Consider the following 18,752-nt stretch of genomic DNA (forward strand, 5'->3'; position numbering starts at 1 on the left):
AATGGATTATATTATAGTTCGTGGCGCAAAAGTTCATAATTTAAAAAATATAACTGTAAAAATTCCAAAAAATAAACTTACAGTTATTACTGGTTTATCAGGTTCAGGAAAAAGTTCTTTAGCACTTGATACAATCTACGTTGAAGGTCAAAGAAGATACCTTGAAAGTCTTTCTTCATATGCAAGACAATTTATCGGAAATTTAAAAAAGCCCGAAGTTGAAAGTATTGAAGGGCTATCTCCTTCTATTGCTATTGATCAAAAAAGTGTCTCACATAATCCAAGATCCACAGTTGGAACTGTAACAGAAATATACGACCTTTTGAGAGTACTTTACGCAAAAATTGGTGAAGCATACTGTTACAAATGTGGAAGAAAACTTGAAAAATTAAGCGTTGATGAAATTGTTAAAGATATAATGGAAAATTTTAACAATAGTAGAATATACGTTGAATCACCAATTGCAATCGAAAAGAAGGGGACATTTAAAGACATATTCGAAAATTTACTAGAAAAAGGTTATGCACGCATAGAAATAGATGGTGAAGTTTACAGATTGGAAGAAACTCCTGAACTTAACAAAAATGTACGTCATAATATATTTCTAATCATTGATAGATTAAAGATAAAAAATGAGGAAAGTATTAAACATAGGCTTTTTGATTCTGTTGAAATTGCATTGAGAGAATCAAATGGCTTTGTATACATTAAAAATGTTGATACAAACAAAGTAAAAATATACTCTGAAAAGATGATGTGTCCTACTTGTGGTGTTTCAATGCCTGAAATAAATCCAAAATTGTTTTCTTTTAACAGTCCATACGGGGCCTGTCCAAGATGTCATGGTCTTGGCTTTACATTGGAAGTTGATGAAAAAAAGGTAATTGATTTTGAAAAGCCTGTTCTTGAAGCAATAAATATTGGTCACAAAGAAGATGGCTGGATCCCACAAAGAATCAAAAAAATATTAAAAATATATGGGGGCGATCTAAAAACACCTTTTAAAAATCTCCACGAAGAAACACAAGAGGCAATATTGTATGGCACAACTTTTTTTGATGGATTAATTCCAATAGTCAGACAAAGATACGAATATAGTACTTCAGAAGATACAAGACAATGGTATTTAGACAAATTTTTTGTGGAAAATACTTGTCACGAATGTGGAGGAAAAAGGCTTAGAAAAGAAGCATTATCAATCTTAATTGAAGGTATTAACATCATTGATTTTACTGAAATGCCAATTTCTGAGGAATATGAATTTATAAAAAAACTAAGGAAAAAATTACCAGAAAAAAAGCTTGAAATAGTAAAAGATTTAATAGAAGAACTTGAAAAAAGACTCCAATTTTTAAACGAAGTTGGTCTTTCATATATAAGTCTTTCTAGAAACGTTAAAACATTATCAGGTGGAGAAGCTCAAAGAATAAGGCTCGCTACACAAATTGGATCAGGGCTTACAGGTGTTACATACGTGCTTGATGAACCAACCATTGGGCTTCATCAAAGTGATAACGAAAAACTTATATCGACTTTAAAAAGATTGCGTGATCTTGGAAATACTGTCATTGTTGTAGAACATGACGAAGATGTAATAAGAAGTGCTGATTACCTTATAGATATTGGACCTGCTGCAGGAATAAATGGAGGAAGAGTTGTTTACCAGGGGCCAATTGAAAACATCAACTCGAATACTAATTCTTTAACTATACAATATCTGAAAAAAATTAAAAAAATTGAAGTACCAAAAGAAAGAAGAAAAGGAAATGGAAAATTTTTAACCTTACATGGCGCTCGGCATAATAATTTAAAAAATATCACTGTTTCATTTCCGCTTGGAACATTTATTTGTGTAACTGGTGTTTCAGGTTCTGGAAAAAGTTCCCTTATAATTGACACACTATACCCTGCATTAATGAACACGCTCCATAAAACAAAGCATCGTACTGGAGAATTTGATAGATTAGAAGGTCTTGAAAATATTGATAAAGTAATTGCAATAGATCAATCTCCAATTGGAAGAACTCCAAGAAGTAATCCAGCAACATATACTAAAGTTTTTGATGAAATAAGAAAGTTATTTGCAATGACTCCACTTGCAAAAGCAAGAGGTTATACTCCTGGCAGATTTAGTTTCAACGTTAAAGGAGGAAGGTGTGAGCACTGTCAGGGACAGGGGATACTAAAAGTTGAAATGTTATTTTTGCCAGATGTCTATGTTCAATGCGACGTTTGTAATGGAAAAAGATACAACAGTGAAACCCTACAGATAACTTACAAGGACAAAAATATTGCCGATATTCTTGATATGACTGTAGAAGAAGCTTTGGAATTTTTTAAAAATATTCCTAATATTTATTCAACCTTAAAAGTTTTAAATGATGTTGGCCTTTCTTATATAAAACTTGGTCAACCCGCAACCACACTTTCAGGTGGTGAAGCACAAAGAATTAAACTTGCATCTGAACTAAAAAAACGTGCCACAGGAAAAACTGTATATATTTTAGACGAACCAACAGTTGGACTTCACTTTGAGGATGTAAAAAAATTAATTAATGTTTTAAATAAACTTGTTGACAAAGGAAATACGGTTATAGTTATTGAACACAACCTTGATGTAATAAAATCTGCTGATTATATAATCGACCTTGGGCCTGAAGGTGGTAAAAATGGTGGTTATATAGTTGCTGAAGGAACACCTGAAGATATTGCAAACTCTAAAGATTCTTTAACCGGAAAATATATAAAGATGGTTTTGGAGGGTAATAATGGATAAATTAATCGAAATGTTTTCAGATTATCTTGCTCACGTAAGAAGACATTCTGAAAATACATTAAAAGCCTACAAAAAAGATGTCAGAAAATTTTTAACATATGTCGGAAAACAAGTTAATAATATTGAAAGAAAAGATGTAGAAGAATTTTTAAAAGCTCTCTCAAAAGGTGATATTACTGGCGAAAGCCCTCGTGAGACTACTATATCAAGGTATATTTCTAGTTTGAATTCTTTTTTTAACTATCTTGAACTTTCTGGAATGATTTCTGAAAACCCGATGGAAAGAATTAAGCACCCTAGAATTAGGAGAAAAATCCCCGATTTTCTCACTGAAGATGAAGTTTCAAGTTTAATTGAGGCTTTTAATGAAGAAAATGAGCTCAGGCAAAAAACCGCTATATCATTACTCTACTATGCTGGACTTAGAATTAGCGAGTTGTGTAATCTTAGAACCAATGATATCTCTTTTATTCCCCCCTTCTTAAGGGTAGAAATGGGAAAAGGTAGAAAGGACAGACTAGTTCCACTACCTGACAAAGTAATACCAATACTAAAAAAATATATAGATCTTGAAAATCCAAAAATATATGTTTTTGAAAATGGAAAAAAACATGTACATCCTTCAACTGTTTTTAGATGGTTAAAGGAAGGAGTAAAAAGAGCAAATATAAAAAAAGACGTACATCCACATACTCTAAGGCATTCATATGCAACTCATCTGATACGAAGAGGTGTAAATATAAAAGTTGTTCAAGAATTATTGGGCCATACAAATCTAAGCACTACAAGTATTTATCTACACGTTGCTGATCAAGAAAAATTTGATGCTGTTAAAAAATTGTAAAATTAAAGCCCCCGCTTGGGGGCTTTAATTTATGTTTTTCTTATCTTTTTATTGAATAAAATGCATCCAATCCTTTATATTGAGCAACATCTCCAAGCTCTTCTTCGATTCTGAGAAGTTGGTTGTATTTTGCAATTCTTTCACTTCTAGAAAGTGAGCCTGTCTTGATCATGCCAGCATTTGTTGCAACTGCAAGATCGGCAATAAATGTGTCCTCTGTTTCACCCGATCTATGAGAAATTACATTTGTCATGTTATTTGTTTTTGCAAGTTCTATTGCATTAAGTGTTTCAGTTACAGAACCAATTTGGTTAAGTTTTATTAATATTGAATTAGATGCTTTTAATTCAATACCTTTCTGTAATCTTTTAACATTGGTAACGTATAAATCATCACCAACGATTTGTACTTTGTTTCCAACTTCTTTATTAAATTTCTGATATGCTTCCCAATCCTCTTGATCAAATGGATCTTCAATTGAAATAACCGGATATTTTTCAATTAATGATTTGTAGTACTCAATTAATTCATCAACTGTTTTTTCGCTACCATCAATAAAGTATTTTCCAGTTTCTTCATTATAAAATTCACTTGCTGCAACATCCAATGCTATAAAGATATCTTTTCCTGGCTCGTAACCTGCTGCTCGAATTGCTTGTATTAAAACTTGAATTGCCTCTTCATTATTTTTCAAGTTCGGCGCAAATCCTCCTTCATCACCTACTGCAGTTACATGACCTGCTTCTTTTAATATCTTTTTAAGTGCATGGAAAGTTTCTGCTCCATATCTTAATGCTTCTTTAAAGCTTGGTGCTCCTGCAGGAACAATCATAAATTCTTGAATATCGAGGTTATTATCTGCATGTGCACCACCGTTAATAACGTTCATTAAAGGTACTGGTAAAACTTTTGCATTTACACCACCAAGGTATTTGTACAATGGAAGTTGCAATGAATTTGCTGCTGCTCTAGCAACTGCCATAGAAACTCCTAAAATTGCATTTGCACCTAATTTACTTTTATTTTCTGTACCATCAAGTTCAAGAAGGACATTATCAATATAAACTTGATCGTATGCATTAAGACCTAAAAGTTTTGGCGCAATAATTTCATTAACATTTTCAACTGCCTTTAATACACCTTTTCCTAGATATCTTTTTTTATCACCGTCTCTTAATTCTAAAGCTTCAAACTTTCCAGTAGATGCTCCAGAAGGTACAATAGCTCTACCTATTGAACCATCTTCTAACATAACTTCAACTTCAACAGTAGGGTTTCCGCGGGAATCAAGTACTTCTCTTGCAAAAACATCGATAATTTCAATATACATCTTTTCACCTCCAAGTTTTTTATTTCACAATTATATTATACACCATAAATGTTTCAAAAATTATTATAAATTATTACAAAAAAATCCCTCCGCAAGTGCGGAGGGATCTATTAATTTAAATTATTACAATATTAGAAGCTTGTGCTCCAGGAAAGTTTTGCATACCATTGTGCATCGTCTTTATGTATATCTGTCTTTCCATCTTTGTCAGTATCTCCATACAATGTTCCGTAGAATACTGTAAATGTTGTGTTATCATCAAATGCGTAATTTGCGTTTACATTATAACCTAATTCTTCACTTGCGTATCTAACTGCTGCACCTAATGTTAATGCATCGATTGGTGTTACTGAAAGATCTGCGTTAAGATCAACAGCTGTTGCTGCACCAACAAGATCTGCCCATTCAGCTGATGCATTAACTGCAACCATATCATCTTTATAACCTGCTGCAAGTGTCATCTTAATTGATGTTGCTGCATTAACTACATCTGCCCAACCGAGTGCTAAGCTTGCATCAAACATATTTGTGTATGCAACTTTAAAGTTTACTGGAACTGTAAATTCTGATGGTGTTGCAAGACTTGCAATCTTAAATGATACATCACCAGAAATTGTTACTGTTGAAGGCATTGAATATTCAACAGCTGCTTTTACACTAACTGATGAAGCATCATTGTCTCTTGCAAATGCAAATTGGCTAACGTTTTGTTTCCATGCAAAGCTTTGTGTTAAGGTTACAATTGAAAATTCTGCTGACAAGCTTTCGCTAATTCCGTAAGCTACAGTATTGCTTGCATCAACAACACCAGCTACTCCATCAAGTTCTAATGTTGCAAATCCAAGATCCAAGCTTGTGTTTGCATTTAAACCGTATTGGTAAAGATTTGTTTCTGTTGCTTCATCTGCATCATAAAATGCTGCTGCAAGATTTACATTTGCTATACTGTATGTAACACCAACAAAGTCGTCAAACCATTTGTGTGTTGTTGGAGTTCCTGTGTTGTAATCAACCTCAGTAACTACATCTTGAAATACTACTGTCATTCCATCAACTGCTTTTAATGTTAAAGAAATGTTATCTTCAGCATTTAGCAAATAGTTACCATCTTTGTCAGGGGTTACAAAATATTGGAATCCTGCTGCACCTTTTGTATAATCAAGTGCAAAAATGTTGTTTTCAAAGCTTAAGCTTTTGAATGATAATGATTTTCCAATAACATCAATTGCAAAGGATACGCCAAATTGAGTATCTGCACTTGGTGAAACTGTAACTGACGGTTTTACTAATCCACCATCAATGTCTACCCCTTTTTCGTCAATCCCCAATGTAAAAGATGCACTACCCGACCATGAAACTACTGGCGTTGCTTCAGCAGCAAATAACGCTGTTAAAACAAACAAAGACATCAACACTACTAAAAGCTTTTTCATAAAACTCCTACCTCCTTTAATATAATAGTATAAGTATTTTACTTTTTACCTTATTGTTTTACAAAAGCAGCATAAATTGCTAGTCCCAATCCTACTAATCCTGCAACAAGACCTAAAATTGACATTGTATTTACAGAATCTACTTTCTTGCTTAAGCCTTCAACTTCCGTTTTTGATGCTTTTTCGTTAACGCTTGCTTTAACTTCTTCAACATTTGTTTTTAAACCTTCTATTTCTTTAGAATTTGCCTCAACAAGTTTGTTTGTTTCTTCAATTTGTTTTCTTAAAGCATATTCTACTTCACCTAATTTTGCCGCAAAACCGTTTAATGTATCTGTATTAAACTCTGCCATCTGTTTTAGTTCATCCAATGCTTTTAGCTTTGAATCAACCGATTTTACTTTTACATTTATATATCTAATCAATTTTGATTCCAAATTCTTTATATTTTCTGAATTTTGGTAAACCAAATTTCTAAGCATTGGAATTGCATCGTTAACATTTGTTTCAATATTTAAAACTTTTCCTACTAATTCGTTTACCTTTTCATCAGTGTATTTCTTTCCATTTTCCTCAGTCAAAGTAATCTTTTTGTATAAAAATTCGATTTGACCATTTACTGATTCTAAAGATCCATTTAACATTTCCTCAACATCTTCTTTGGAAGCTTTCTTTGTCAAACTATCATAAATTCTTATAATATCTTTATCTAAAACATCAACTCTTTTTGAAAGTGCTTCCACATCTTCTGATTTTGCCATAAGAGCTATGCTCTTCTTTAATTGTCCAACAATATCATAAAGTGCTGAAATGTCATTTTCATGAACATCAACTGTTACGGATAATTTTTGAATATCCTCCTCCAATAATTTCATAGTCCTTGCCAAAAATACTGCAAGTTCATACCTTGTAACGTTGTTTGTACCTTTAAATGTTCCATCTGGATAACCTGTGATAACCCCCGCTTTCTCGAGCATAACAACTGAATCATAAGCCCAATGATTAGTTGGCACATCTTTTAATTCTGCTAATGCAAAAACTGATACTAAAACTACTGACAATATAACTAACAATTTCTTCATAAAAATAACCTCCCTTCCTATTTTGTGTTACATTTTATTCAACATGCAAGTATATTATATCATGTTAAGTTAATAAATTTCAAGTGTTTTTTTCAAAATAATTAATTTTTTGTTATCAACTTAAAGAACTTTCTCTTACCAAGCCTTAAAATATGCTCTTTTTCAACTTTTACAATTTGTTTAAAATCGTTAACTCTTTTTCCATCAAAATAAACTCCACCTTGACTTATTAACCTTTTTACTTCACTTTTGCTATAATTACTATTGACTTTTATTACCAAATCAACTATATTGTACTCTCCAGGTTCAACTTGAATTTCCGGCATTTCATCTGGTATTTCCTTTTGCCTGAATACTTTTACAAAATTTTCTTCCGCCAATCTTGCTTTTTCTTTATCATAGAAAAAAGCAACAATTTCTCTTGCAAGCCTCATTTTAACATCCCTAGGATTTATTTTTCCTTCTTTCATTAACTTTTCATATTCCTCTATTTCACTTTCTTCTATATCAGTAATCAATCTCATATATTTAACAATTAACTCATCAGGTATTGACATAACTTTTCCATACATATCATTTGGTTCATCTGTAAATGCTATGTAGTTATCATAGCTTTTACTCATTTTTAACTTTCCGTCTGTTCCTTCAATAATTGGCATCGTCATAACAATCTGTGGTTTTTGACCATATTCTTCTTGGATTTTTCTTCCAACAAGAAGATTAAACAACTGATCCGTACCACCAAGTTCCACATCTGCCTGAATTGCAACTGAATCATATGCCTGAGCTAGAGGATACAAAAATTCTGCAATGCTTATAGGATAACCCTGAGAAAGCCTCTTTGCAAAATCATCTCTTTCAAGCATTCTTGCAACTGTGTATTTTCCAGCAAGTTTTACAACATCTTCAAACTTCATCTTTCCAAGCCATTCATTATTAAATCTAATTTCAGTTTTTTCCTTATCTAAAATCTTAAACGCCTGTTTTGCATATGTCTCAGCATTTTTTCTCACTTCTTCTTCAGAGAGCATCGGTCTTGTAGAATTCCTTCCTGTTGGATCCCCAATACGAGCAGTAAAGTCACCAATAATCAATATTACGTGGTGACCTAATTCTTGAAATTGTTTTAATTTTTTTAAAACAACAGCATGTCCTAAATGAAGATCAGGTCTGGAAGGGTCTACTCCGAGTTTTACTCTCAAAGGTCTATTTTCTTTAAGCCTTTCAACTAATTCCTCTTCGCTTACAAAATCCACAACATTCTTCTTTAATATTTCAAGTTGCTTTGAAAAATCCAAAGATACTTCCCCCTTCTAAAACTTTTTATCTAGAAATAAAAAATGCTGTTAAAATGCTTGATACAAAAAATAATATTCCAAATAAAACTGTTAATTTTCCTTCTGCATCAAGCCCCTTCTCCCTACCAAAAATAGTGTTCATTGAACCTGAACCAAATGCTCCACCAAGTTCGGCAAATTTTCCCATTTGCTTTAAAGAAAGGTAAATTAGAACTACACTAATAATTGCGTGAACAATAAGCATAACTGTACCCATCAATTGCACCTCCAAACATTATTTTTTCTAAGCCTTATTATATCATATACCTTCTATCAAATCAAACCTTCAGGTTATTTTCCACCTTTAAAATCTGACACACACCACAAAAACTACAATCTCCAAATCTACAATCTTTAGTTATATCTCCATTTAAATATTTATTATACTCTTTCCACAAAAAATGCTTTGTTACTCCACTATCTATGTGCTCCCAGGCAAATTCATCCTTCAAAGTAAACGGTCCTATGTATTCATTATAGTCTACTTTTGCTTCTTTAAATGCTTCCATCCAATCTTCAAAACTAAAAAACTCAGTCCACTCATCATAATAGGATTTTTTATACTTTATCTTTATAACTTCAAACAATTTTCTATCACCACGAGACAATAATCCCTCAATAAAACTTTTTTTACCGTCGTTAACATCAATCTTAGCATATTTTCTATATTTTCTCAAAATAGAAAACACATGTTCAGTATATTCTGGACTTTGCAATTTTGCAAATTGCATTGGTGTATGCGGTTTTGGAACTAAAAGGTTTATTGAGGCTGTAATATCCCTATATTTTAGTTTCTTAATATCCATCAACAATCTTCCTATTTCTTCAATGTCACTGTCTTTTTCTCCATCAAAACCTACCATAAAATACAATTTTATTCTATTCCAACCTGCTTCCTTTGCTCTTTTAGCGCTGCTAAAAATATCTTCAAAATTTATATTTTTATTAATCTTATCCCTCATTATCTGAGAACCTGCTTCTGGTGCAAGAGTTATTCCACGTTTTCTAACAGACGCAATCTTTGACATAATCTCAATATTTAATGCATCAACACGTGTTGATGGAATAGATATGGAAATTTTATTTTCAATTGAATATGAAATAATTTTATCAACAATTTGATTTATCGCTGTATAATCCATTGCAGAGAGCGATAAAAAAGATAATTCCTCATATCCTGTTTCTTTCAACATTTTTTTTGCATTTTCAACAATGTTTTCAACACTTCTTTGTCTAACTGGCCTATAAACATACCCAGCATGACAAAACCTACATCCCCTTGTACAACCTCTACTAATTTCAATAACTGCTCTATCATGAATACTCTGAACATTTGGCAATATCTGTTTTATTGGAACCATTGCTTTATCTAAATCTTCAATAACACTCTTTTTTATTTTTTTTGGAACGTTTCCAATTGGCACAACTTTTTTCCCAAGTTGCTTGTAAAAAAGTGGAACATATACTCCTTGTATTTTTGTTGCTTGTTCTAATCTCTTTACTCTATCTTCTCCCCGTGTGTAATATAAAAGTTCAAACAATTCTTTTAAATTTTTCTCTCCATCACCGATAAAAACTATATCAAACACCTTAGAGATAGGCTCAATATTGTAGGCAACAGGCCCACCTGCAACAACTATTGGATCATCTTTTTTTCTATGTTCAGCTTCAATTGAAATATTGGCTAATTCTAAAAGCTTTAAAACATTGGTAAATGCAAGTTCATATTCTAAAGAAACACCAAGTACATCCATTTCTTTTACAGGGGTTTTTGTTTCCAATGTAAAAAGTGGTATATCTTTTTCCTGCATCAAGTTAATCATATCAACCCAAGGCAAAAACACTCTTTCGGCATAAAAATTTGGAAATTGGTTTAAATAATGGTATAAAACCTCCAGACCATAATGAGACATCCCAACTTCATATACATCTGGGAACGAAAGTGCAATTCTAAGCTTTCCATTTGGATCCTTTTTTACAATATTGTATTCATCACCAATGTATCTTGCAGGCTTTTGAACTTTTAAAAGGTTATTATGTAAAAATCGATTTATCATATTTTCCTCCTCTTCAATAAAACATATAAAACCATACCCATATACCACTATTTTGAAACCTGATTTTTTTCCTTGCCTTTTTTTGAACAAGCCTTTCAAAGCTTGAGTCTGGGGATAGTATATAAATTTTTGAATCAATAAAAATATCCCAAAGCTTTGAAAAATCAATATCATTCTTTAATCTTTCGCCATAAGGGGGATTAGTTACAACCCAACAATTTTCAAATCTTTTCAAGGTATTAAAATCCAAATTTTCAAATATTATACCGTCTATATTTGCTCTTTTTTCATTTTCCTTTGCAACTTTTAGTACTTCTTTATCAATATCAAATCCAAATAAATTGTCCGCATTAACTTTATACTTTTTTTTCTCAGGCCAATAGTCCTTTAAAATCGTCCATTTTTCGGATACAAAATGTCTCAAAAAAGATGGAGGAACATTTTCTTTATAAAGTGCTGCTTCAATTAAAATTGTCCCACTCCCACAAAATGGATCAACCAAGCTAGACTTTTTATCCCATCTTGAAAGGAGAACCAAAGCAGAAGCTATAGTTTCTCTTAATGGAGCCTTTGAAGTCTTTAGCCTATATCCTCTTTTACTTAATGCATCTTTTCCTGTAGTATCTAGTAAAACTTGTAGAATATCGTTTTTAATAATTAACCTGATTGGATAAATATTATTAGTTTTTCTTGAAATTTTTTTATTAATTGCTGCATAGCTTACCGAAATAATAGCGCCTTTTGCAGATAGTTTAGAATTTCTTACAGACACATCAGAGATTAAAACTTTTCCATCAACAAATTCTTCCCAATTCACCGAGTAAATTACATTATAAAGTTCATCAAAGGTTTCAACTCTACCTTGTACCAAAACAATATATACCCTTTCAGCAGTTCTAAGAAACATATTAAGTCTTGGGATATCTTTTAAATCCCCTTCAATGTATATCCTTCCTGATTGTGAATCTACAATTTTATAACCCAAATTTTTTAATTCTAGTGCCGTTGCACCTTCAAGCCCTGCAGTACAAGTTACCATTAATTTCATTCTTTTGACTCCATATAATGGGCAACCACAGGAAATTCAACTATAAGACCATCAAAATTTAATTCTTTTAACTTTTCAACAAACATATTTATCTTTTCAGCTTCATCAACTATATCAATAACCACAGGTAAATCTTCTGAAATGCTAAAAAAATCACTTCTGTGAATATGTCTCTTTTTACCAAATCCCATTATACCCTTCAATATAGTAACACCTTTCATTCCTTCCTTATAGGCAAGTTTCATTATATATTCAGCAGTTGGAATCCCTTTTTCAAAATCTTTTTCTCCCAAATAAACTCTAAGTAACTTCATAATACTCTCCCCCTACCCAAAAACATACCCAACATTGCTGCCAAAAATCCTAAAAAGATATTTGCAATAAAATAAATAGTTGCCCTCAATGGTTGAGTCAAAAATATTGATAAAAATTCATATGCAAAAGTTGAAAATGTTGTAAATGCACCCAAAAAACCTGTTCCAAAAAATAGTATAAAGGATTGCGATATATCTGTTTTTGAAATACTTAAAAACATCAGAAAAGAAAGTAAAAAAGATCCAACTACATTTACAAAAATTGTCCCCCAAGGGACAAAACTTAATGAAAAAGATGAATTAATAAACTTTGAAATCACATACCTTGAAACAGCACCTAAAGCTCCACCAAATGCAACGTATAAGATTTTCATTTACTTCAACTCCTTATATCTCCACTCTTTTACTTTCTTTAAATTCCTTTTCCCACAAAACATGCGACATACTGTCATCAACTATTCCAACATTTGGTAAAGTCTTTATATAATTTGTTTTATCTTTGTAAATAAACAAAGATAAAATTGTCTTACCTGAAATATCACTTGCCACAATAGTTTGGGCTTTTCTAAGCAAAAACTTACTGGTATAGTTTGTCTTATCAAAAACTATAAAAAGTTCGACATCTTTTAAGTAGTTTTCAGCAACTGATATCGAACTTCCAACCAAAATTCCAGCTTTGAAAAATCCAAAGTCTATTATTTTTTCTGAATTATTCAAAATAGTATCTACGAACTTAAAATGGTCGTAAATAAATACGGCCTGCCCGTTATAAAAGAGAGTATATGGAATTTGCAAATTTTCAAAATCACTAGTTACCCATATGTCTGGTTCAAATTCTTCCACTAAAAAACTATTTGAAAGAAGGATTCTCAAATCTCCCCCACCTTTTTCAATAATTCAAATAACTTTCTAAAAGCTCTACTCCTATGACTTATTTGCTTTTTTACACTTCCTCCAAGTTCCCCAAAAGTCTTATCATAACCTTCAGGTATAAAGAATGGATCATATCCAAATCCAAATTTACCTCTTATATTATCGGAAATCGTTCCGTTTACTATTCCTTGCGCAGAAACTAAAACCCCATTATTTGGGTTAAAATATGTTGCAACACAAACAAAACTTGCACTTTTATCATCAAAATTTTGCAATCGCCTTAAAAGTTCTTTCATCTTTTCTTCATAGCTGTAGCCTTCCATAAATCTAGCACTTTCAACCCCAGGCATTCCACCTAGAGCATTTATAACAAGTCCTGAATCATCACAAATTACAGGGTTATTTAACTCCATTCCATAATAGTAAGCTTTTTTCACTGAATTTTCAAAAAAAGATTTCCCATCTTCTTCAACATCAACTTTTTTTGGTGATTTTAATAATTCCACATTAAAATCACTCAAAATATCCATAATTTCGTGAATTTTGTGCTCATTTGTCGTTGCCACATAAATCACATTCTCACCTCAATAATGATATTTTTCATTATTTATAATTTTAAACGCTCTAAAAAGTTGCTCTAAAAGTATAACAAGTGTAAATTCATGAGTAAAGGTCATTTTAGACAAAGAAATTTTTAAACTTGCTTTCTTTCTTAATTCATCGTCTATACCAAGCGGTCCACCTATAACAAACAATATCTCCCCTGATAACATTTCATTTTCAACTAATTTTGAAAATGAAATACTATCCATTTGTTTTCCATGAAGATCTATTAAAATAAATTTTCTATTTTTAACCTTCTTTAAAATTTCATCTTTTTCCCGCCTTAAAATTACCTGCTTTGATTCTCTATTAACATCTCCACCAAGCTTTGTAAACGTAACAGTTAAATTTGCAAAACGCTTTAGTTTTTTTAAATAAAAATCAAAAACGTTTTGCAAATGATTAGAAAGCTTTCCAGGAACAATTATTTCTACATTCATTCTAAAAACCTCTTACAATATGAATCATCACATTCAAGTGATTTTAATAAACTTGCCACCTTTTCTCCTATTGGATTTTCAATTCCTGCAAGAAAGTCTGCAAGATGAAGATGTAAACATTTTATTTTAGAAAAGTCCTTTATACCACCACTTCCAACACTTTTTAAAACATTTCTCCACTGCTCATACTTTTTCAAATCGTCTCTTTCAAAAAATTTATCCCGTTCTTCTATGACCTTCATGTGAGCATTTACTAATTTTTCTCTAAGCTCTTTATCAGCTTCTATTTCATCTTGAAATTTTTTTATGTAGCCCTTTTCCTCAAGGCGAGATACTTCTTTTATAAGATATGGGCAAACTAAATAATTCAAAGTAGGAAATGGCTTTTCATCTTTTATCGGAAGACTTTTGATTACTTGAGGGAAACCATATGAACAAAATTTTGCAACTTTACAAAAATTTGTTGCATTAATCGATAACTGTTTTTCAACTATTTTTCTTACATCTTTATCACTAAAGCATTCCATTCATTGCTCCTCCAATGTTCAATTATGTTGAAGTCTTTGAAAAGTGGCATTTTTAAATCAATAATTCCAGATAAAATAACTATACCGTCTTTTTTTAGAAATTTTGGCAAATCTTTTAACGCTTCAATTAATATTTCTGCTATTATATTTGAAACAATCAAGTCAAATTTTCCGTCAACGTTTGAAAACAAATCGGATTGTCTTATTTCAACATCAACATTATTTCTTTCAACGTTTTCTTTTGCTGCTTCAACAGCTAAAGGATCATTATCCACTCCAAGAACTCTACCAGCTCCAAGTTTTTTAGCTAAAATACTTAATATTGCACTACCACAACCTAAATCCAAAACATCCATACCTGGTCTTAAATATTTTTTTAAAAACTTTGCACTAAGTTTTGTTGTATCATGAAGTCCTGTTCCAAATGCAAGCCCTGGGGTGATCTTAATAACTATCTCTCCATCTACATTGTTATGATCTGGATCAACATAAACTCCTTCAATGAATTCAAAAGGCTTTGTAATTAAATTTTTCACCCAATCTTCAGAAGTTGTCGTTCTATTTTCAACAAATTCTAAGTTAAATGGCAGAGGAACATTTTCTTGTTTTTCTTCAAAAACCAAAACCAAAAAAGTACCTTCTTTTGTTTCATAAAAATAATAATTTTTTATATTATTCTCAAAAAAGTACTCTTCAATTTTTTCAATTTGATCTTGAGAAATTTTGTAAACAAATTCGTTAAATACTTTATTCAAATCTACTCACCACCTAAATATAATCCTTGATCTTTGAGAACGTACATCCTGCCATAAGATGGCAAAAATGCAACAGGATTTGTATGTTTTCCATTTATTCTTACTTCAAAATGCAAGTGAGGGCCAGTACTAATTCCTGTTGAACCCACTCTTCCGAGAAGTTCTCCCTTCTTTACGGTTTGCCCTTTATAAACACTAACCTTAGACATATGGCCATAAACTATCTCATAGTTTCCGTACTTTACAATTACTGCCAGTCCATATCCACCATACTCTCCTGCATGAGTTACTACTCCATTTGTAGCAGAAAAAATTGGACTTCCCTCTGGGGCTGCTATATCTATACCAGTATGAAACGATTTTCTATGATATATAGGATGCACACGCCAACCATATGTCGAAGAAATCTTTCCATATACAGGCCAAATAAAACTTTTATCATATACGTTAAATGCTACACCAACATAATCTATTGGTATAAATAATTTCTGCCCAACGTAGATAAAATTACTTAGTAGATTATTAGCCTTTTTGATTGCATCAACTGTTGTAAAAAATCGAAGCGAAATATCGTACAATGTGTCTCCTTGTTTTACTTCATAAATTATTCCATTTGGCTGTGGAATCTTTATTGATTGCCCCACCTTGAGATGATATGGATCAATATCATTCCAATCTAGTATAACCGAAGGTGATACATTAAATTCCTTGGAAATTAAATAAAGAGTGTCTCCCGGTTGAATATAGTAATTCAAAATATAATAATTTGCAAATAAACTTGCAGCTATCAAAAAAAAGAATATTGCTAAAACTTTTTTATTCACCTTATACACTCCTTTCACTATTTACAAAATTTATTTTATCATATAGTCTACAAAAAATACAAATTGATAAAACTCAGAATAAAATTACCTTAGTTAAAAAAAGCACATTCGAAAAAATGCGCAAAAAAACAGTTAAATAAGTTATTTAATATTAATCAATTTTAACAAATATTAACAACCTTTGCCAAATTTATAATTAATTGTTAATATACATACTGTGAATACAGCAATAAAAAAGGGGGATACTCATGACTGCAACCATTAGAGTAAGAATGAGCACGGCAGATGCCCACTACGGCGGAAATCTTGTTGACGGTGCGAAAATATTGCAACTTTTTGGTGATGTAGCAACTGAATTACTCATTAGGCATGACGGTGATGAAGGCCTTTTTAGAGCGTACGATAACATTGAATTTCTAGCACCCGTATACGCTGGTGACTTTATTGAGGTCACTGGAGAAATAGTTGAGGTAGGAAGAACTTCAAGAAAAATGGTCTTTGTTGCAAAAAAGGTTATAACTGCAAGGCCAGATATTAATGACAGTGCAGCAGACGTTTTAGAAGAACCTATAATCGTGTGTAAAGCAAGTGGTACATGTGTTGTACCATTAGAAAAGCAAAGGAAAAGGTGAGAATATGGAAAAACTTATAATTACAGTTGCCGTTACCGGCGCAGAAGTTACCAGAGAAAAGCAACCAAATTTACCGATCACTCCCGATGAAATTGCAGATGCGGTATATGAATGCTACCTTGCCGGTGCATCAATTGCACATGTTCACGCAAGATTAGATGATGGAACTCCAACTCAATCGTATGAAGTATATAAAGAAATAAAAGAAAAAATTGAAAAAAAGTGTAACATCATTTTCCAGCCTTCTACAGGTGGTGCAACTTGGCATACTTTTGAAGAAAGAATGCAGCCATTACTTACCAATCCAGAAATGGCAACATTGAGTGCCGGAACATGCAACTTTGGAAATGACGTCTTTTTAAATCCAATGGAATATATCGAAAAATTTGCAATTGAAATGAAAAAGAGAAATATAAAACCTGAAATTGAAGTTTTTGAAAGAGGGATGATTGAAACTGCAATAAAACTTGTTGACAAAGGGCTTCTAAACCCTCCTTTACACTTTGACTTTGTAATGGGGGTACCAGGAGCAATACCAGGAACTATTGAAGATCTTGTCTATCTCGTATCCAAAATACCACCTGGTTCTACATGGAGCGTTGCTGGAATAGGCAGATATGAATTACCACTTGCAGTACATGCAATTTTAATGGGCGGTCATGTTAGAGTTGGGTTTGAAGATAATATCTATTATAAAAAAGGAGAACTTGCAAAGTCCAATGCTCAATTAGTAGAAAGAATTGTAAGAATAGCAAAAGAATTGGGAAGAGAGATAGCAACGCCAGATGAAGCAAGAAAAATACTAGGAATAAGAAAGGAGTGAAGCAATGATAGATAAAAGAGGATGCCCATATGGAACTCACAGAGTGATAGAACCAAAAGGTACTTTACCACAGGCAGCAAAAAAAATTGATAATACAATGGAAATATATACAAACGAAATATTAATTGATGTAAAAACATTGAATGTCGACTCTGCAAGTTTTACACAAATAAAGGAATCTTGTAATAAAGATATTGAATGTATGAAAAAAACAATTCTTTCCATAGTAAACGAGAGAGGAAAGCTGCAAAATCCTGTAACAGGTAGCGGAGGAATGCTAATCGGAATAGTAGAAGAAATAGGAAGCGATTTAAAAACAGATCTTAAAGTCGGTGATAAAATAGCTACACTAGTTTCCCTATCTCTAACCCCGCTTAAAATTGACGAAATACTAAATATTAAGATCGATGCTGATCAGGTTGATATAAAAGGAAAAGCAATTTTATTTGAAACAGGAATATACGCAAAGCTTCCAGATGATATTCCAGAAAAGCTTGCACTTGCAGTATTAGATGTTGCTGGGGCACCTGCTCAAGTAAATAAACTGGTTAAGGAAGGTATGACTGTAGCTATAATCGGTGCTGGCGGTAAATCAGGATTATTGTGCTGCTATCAAGCAATGAAAAATGTTGGCAGTAGTGGCAGGGTAATAGCAATTGAATATTCTCAAGAAAACGCTGAAAAGGTTAGAAAATTAAATCTAGCCCATGATGTAATAGTTGTAGATGCAACAAAACCTGTAGAAGTTTACAACGAATTTTTAAAAGTGACAGGTGGAAAACTTGCAGATGTAACCATAAACAACGTAAATGTTCCAACAACTGAGATGTCATCGATACTTATCACAAAAGATGAAGGAATTATCTATTTCTTTAGTATGGCCACATCATTTACAAGAGCTGCACTTGGTGCAGAAGGCGTTGGAAAAGATGTAACTATGATTATAGGAAATGGATATACAAAAGGGCACGCAGAGTTAAGCTTAAATATCTTGAGAGAATCAAAAGAAATAAGAAAACTCTTTGAAGAAAAATATTGTTAAGGGGGAAGCTGC

General features: G+C 32.1%; 20 protein-coding genes. 5 read left to right on the forward strand and 15 right to left on the reverse strand.

The window, feature by feature from the left end:
- The first annotated feature begins 1 nt into the window (after position 1).
- A complete protein-coding gene (gene uvrA / locus EO083_RS04935) occupies positions 2-2,776 on the forward strand; it encodes an excinuclease ABC subunit UvrA (protein ID WP_126993070.1) in 2,775 nt (924 codons plus the stop codon).
- Positions 2,769-3,620, forward strand: coding sequence for a site-specific tyrosine recombinase/integron integrase (gene xerA / locus EO083_RS04940; protein ID WP_126993071.1), 852 nt, complete (start codon positions 2,769-2,771; stop codon positions 3,618-3,620). The genes uvrA and xerA overlap by 8 nt, the downstream gene beginning before the upstream one ends.
- A 40-nt stretch (positions 3,621-3,660) precedes the next feature.
- Here the strand turns inward: xerA and eno are convergent, their stop codons facing one another.
- The 15 genes from eno to EO083_RS05015 all read right to left on the reverse strand — a co-directional run bounded on the left by eno (position 3,661) and on the right by EO083_RS05015 (position 16,243).
- On the reverse strand, positions 3,661-4,950 hold the full coding sequence (gene eno, locus EO083_RS04945) for a phosphopyruvate hydratase (protein WP_126993072.1): 1,290 nt from the start codon (positions 4,948-4,950) through the stop codon (positions 3,661-3,663).
- Between the two features lie 131 nt (positions 4,951-5,081).
- A complete protein-coding gene (locus tag EO083_RS04950) occupies positions 5,082-6,383 on the reverse strand; it encodes a hypothetical protein (RefSeq protein WP_126993073.1) in 1,302 nt (433 codons plus the stop codon).
- 50 nt (positions 6,384-6,433) lie between these two features.
- A complete protein-coding gene (locus EO083_RS04955; protein WP_126993074.1) occupies positions 6,434-7,465 on the reverse strand; it encodes an S-layer homology domain-containing protein in 1,032 nt (343 codons plus the stop codon).
- Between the two features lie 101 nt (positions 7,466-7,566).
- Positions 7,567-8,763: a tyrosine--tRNA ligase gene (tyrS, locus tag EO083_RS04960; RefSeq protein ID WP_126993075.1), complete on the reverse strand. Its 1,197-nt coding sequence runs from the start codon at positions 8,761-8,763 to the stop codon at positions 7,567-7,569.
- Between the two features lie 25 nt (positions 8,764-8,788).
- A complete protein-coding gene (secG, locus tag EO083_RS04965) occupies positions 8,789-9,019 on the reverse strand; it encodes a preprotein translocase subunit SecG (protein WP_126993076.1) in 231 nt (76 codons plus the stop codon).
- A gap of 61 nt (positions 9,020-9,080) precedes the next feature.
- Positions 9,081-10,859 carry a TIGR03960 family B12-binding radical SAM protein gene (locus tag EO083_RS04970; RefSeq protein WP_126993077.1) on the reverse strand — a complete coding sequence of 593 codons (1,779 nt, stop codon included), beginning with the start codon at positions 10,857-10,859 and terminating at the stop codon, positions 9,081-9,083.
- Between the two features lie 13 nt (positions 10,860-10,872).
- Complete coding sequence (locus EO083_RS04975) at positions 10,873-11,907, reverse strand: THUMP domain-containing class I SAM-dependent RNA methyltransferase (RefSeq protein ID WP_126993078.1); 1,035 nt, start codon at positions 11,905-11,907, stop codon at positions 10,873-10,875.
- Complete coding sequence (locus EO083_RS04980) at positions 11,904-12,221, reverse strand: DUF190 domain-containing protein (protein ID WP_126993079.1); 318 nt, start codon at positions 12,219-12,221, stop codon at positions 11,904-11,906. The genes EO083_RS04975 and EO083_RS04980 overlap by 4 nt, the downstream gene beginning before the upstream one ends.
- Complete coding sequence (locus EO083_RS04985) at positions 12,218-12,595, reverse strand: fluoride efflux transporter FluC (RefSeq protein WP_126993080.1); 378 nt, start codon at positions 12,593-12,595, stop codon at positions 12,218-12,220. The genes EO083_RS04980 and EO083_RS04985 overlap by 4 nt, the downstream gene beginning before the upstream one ends.
- A gap of 13 nt (positions 12,596-12,608) precedes the next feature.
- On the reverse strand, positions 12,609-13,094 hold the full coding sequence (locus EO083_RS04990) for a hypothetical protein (protein ID WP_126993081.1): 486 nt from the start codon (positions 13,092-13,094) through the stop codon (positions 12,609-12,611).
- The gene (rdgB, locus tag EO083_RS04995) at positions 13,091-13,669 is read right to left on the reverse strand and encodes an RdgB/HAM1 family non-canonical purine NTP pyrophosphatase (protein WP_126993082.1); all 579 of its coding nucleotides are present in this window, start codon (positions 13,667-13,669) and stop codon (positions 13,091-13,093) included. Before rdgB ends, EO083_RS04990 begins: the two co-directional genes overlap by 4 nt.
- Positions 13,670-13,678: 9 nt before the next feature.
- Entirely contained in the window at positions 13,679-14,137 is a 459-nt protein-coding gene (locus EO083_RS05000; RefSeq protein ID WP_126993083.1) for a 23S rRNA (pseudouridine(1915)-N(3))-methyltransferase RlmH, read from the reverse strand.
- A complete protein-coding gene (locus EO083_RS05005) occupies positions 14,134-14,664 on the reverse strand; it encodes a DUF501 domain-containing protein (protein WP_126993084.1) in 531 nt (176 codons plus the stop codon). The genes EO083_RS05000 and EO083_RS05005 overlap by 4 nt, the downstream gene beginning before the upstream one ends.
- On the reverse strand, positions 14,637-15,419 hold the full coding sequence (locus tag EO083_RS05010) for a 50S ribosomal protein L11 methyltransferase (protein WP_126993085.1): 783 nt from the start codon (positions 15,417-15,419) through the stop codon (positions 14,637-14,639). The genes EO083_RS05005 and EO083_RS05010 overlap by 28 nt, the downstream gene beginning before the upstream one ends.
- A gap of 2 nt (positions 15,420-15,421) precedes the next feature.
- On the reverse strand, positions 15,422-16,243 hold the full coding sequence (locus EO083_RS05015; RefSeq protein WP_126993086.1) for a peptidoglycan DD-metalloendopeptidase family protein: 822 nt from the start codon (positions 16,241-16,243) through the stop codon (positions 15,422-15,424).
- A gap of 248 nt (positions 16,244-16,491) precedes the next feature.
- Between EO083_RS05015 and kal the strand changes: the two genes are divergently transcribed.
- The 3 genes from kal to kdd are packed head-to-tail and all read left to right on the forward strand — an operon-like array spanning position 16,492 to position 18,740.
- Positions 16,492-16,875 carry a 3-aminobutyryl-CoA ammonia lyase gene (gene kal / locus EO083_RS05020; protein WP_012579568.1) on the forward strand — a complete coding sequence of 128 codons (384 nt, stop codon included), beginning with the start codon at positions 16,492-16,494 and terminating at the stop codon, positions 16,873-16,875.
- A 4-nt stretch (positions 16,876-16,879) separates the two neighbouring features.
- Positions 16,880-17,698, forward strand: coding sequence for a 3-keto-5-aminohexanoate cleavage enzyme (gene kce / locus EO083_RS05025; protein ID WP_126993087.1), 819 nt, complete (start codon positions 16,880-16,882; stop codon positions 17,696-17,698).
- A 4-nt stretch (positions 17,699-17,702) separates the two neighbouring features.
- The gene (gene kdd / locus EO083_RS05030; RefSeq protein WP_126993088.1) at positions 17,703-18,740 is read left to right on the forward strand and encodes an L-erythro-3,5-diaminohexanoate dehydrogenase; all 1,038 of its coding nucleotides are present in this window, start codon (positions 17,703-17,705) and stop codon (positions 18,738-18,740) included.
- Positions 18,741-18,752: the final 12 nt, after the last annotated feature.

The sequence above is a fragment of the Thermosipho globiformans genome (assembly GCF_003990895.1).
GTDB classification, from domain to species: Bacteria; Thermotogota; Thermotogae; order Thermotogales; family Fervidobacteriaceae; genus Thermosipho; species Thermosipho japonicus.